Origin of the sequence: Microcoleus sp. F10-B2 (assembly GCF_036704965.1) — a bacterium.
Classification (GTDB): Bacteria; Cyanobacteriota; Cyanobacteriia; order Cyanobacteriales; family Microcoleaceae; genus Microcoleus.
In genome coordinates this window covers 1-1,348 of record NZ_JAUBTB010000228.1, presented here as the reverse complement: position 1 = coordinate 1,348, position 1,348 = coordinate 1, and the positions used below count along the sequence as shown (strand labels likewise).

1 protein-coding gene and 1 pseudogene are annotated in these 1,348 nt (G+C 37.7%); both read left to right on the top strand.

Translation table 11 applies throughout. The features are described from left to right. The first annotated feature begins 77 nt into the window (after positions 1–77). Positions 78–332: a hypothetical protein gene (locus QUA99_RS32820; RefSeq protein ID WP_333236205.1), complete on the top strand. Its 255-nt coding sequence runs from the start codon at positions 78–80 to the stop codon at positions 330–332. A 309-nt stretch (positions 333–641) separates the two neighbouring features. Further along, positions 642–1,348, top strand: a pseudogene (locus QUA99_RS32815) (hypothetical protein); the annotation flags it as partial.

Below are 1,348 nucleotides of genomic sequence, written 5' to 3'. Positions count from 1 at the left end.
GTATCCGCTCAATAAATCGGGGTAACAGCAAAAAAGAAGGTTCACAATCATAGGCACAGCATGGTAGAATATAAAGCATGACGCAAAAAACATCTAGTGACCAATTAGTAGAGACCTTACTGCAAAGCATTGAGCCATCTGAGATTGCTGACGAGTCATTGCGTCGTACTGTGTCCATATTGCTGAACATTATAGAGCAATTACAAGCCGAAACCAGAGAATTGCGGTCAGAAAATCAAAGATTAAAATCCGAAAACAATCGCCTCAAAGGAGAACAAGGCAAACCAGAGGTCAAAGCTAATGGAGCGAAAAAGTTAAAAGAGAACTACTGATCCGAAAAAGAGCGAAAAGCACCAAAAAAGCACATTAAAAGTAGTAAAAATGCTTTCGTCAAAGTTGACCGAGAAAAAATTCTGGAGTATCCTGAAGCAGAACTACCATTCGATTCAGAATTTAAGGGTTATGAAGAGGTAATAGTTCAAGACATTTTACTGAAAACAGATAACGTGTTATTCCGGAAACAGAAGTATTACTCACCTTCAGAAAAGAAAACATACGTTTCACCGTTACCATCCGGATATGATGGGGAGTTTGGGCCCGGAGTAAAAGCCTTAGTTATCAGCCTTTACTACGGAGGCAACATGACTCAAGGAAAGCTGTTAGATTTTTTAAGCAATATTGGGATTTCGATGTCAGCCGGTTATTTATCAAATCTAGTGGTGAAAAAATCATTAAATTTTGAATCGGAATTTAACGAAGTGTATGTATCCGGATTAGCGAGTAGCCCTTGGCAACACTTAGATCAAACAAGTGCGCGTGTTAAAGGAATAAATCACACTACAAATATAATTTGCAACCCCTTATATACAGTTGATTGTACAACTTTAAGAAAAGACCGATTAAGCGTACTTGGAGTATTACAGAACAACCCAGAACTTGAGTTTATTCTATCTCCACTTACTTACAAGCTATTAGAGATGTTGAATGTACCCCAGAAGTGGAGCCATCAAATTAAAGGATTGCCTCAAGAAATTCCGTTGAAGGGTGATGAGTTTAACTCTTTGCTGAATCAGAATCTGGACCAAGTGGGTTCTCAACATCGTACCAGAATTTTTGAGGCAGCAGCGATTGCTTTTTATCATCAGCAATCTCAGATTCCTTTCGTAAAAACTCTGGTCACTGATGATGCACCCCAGTTTAAATTACTCACAGATGATTTATCTTTATGTTGGGTGCATGAAGCAAGACATTATAAAAAGTTAAGTCCATTTGTAACTTGTCATCAAAAAAGTTTAGACAAGTTTCTTGATGATTTTTGGGATTACTACCGAGAATTATTAGCTTACAA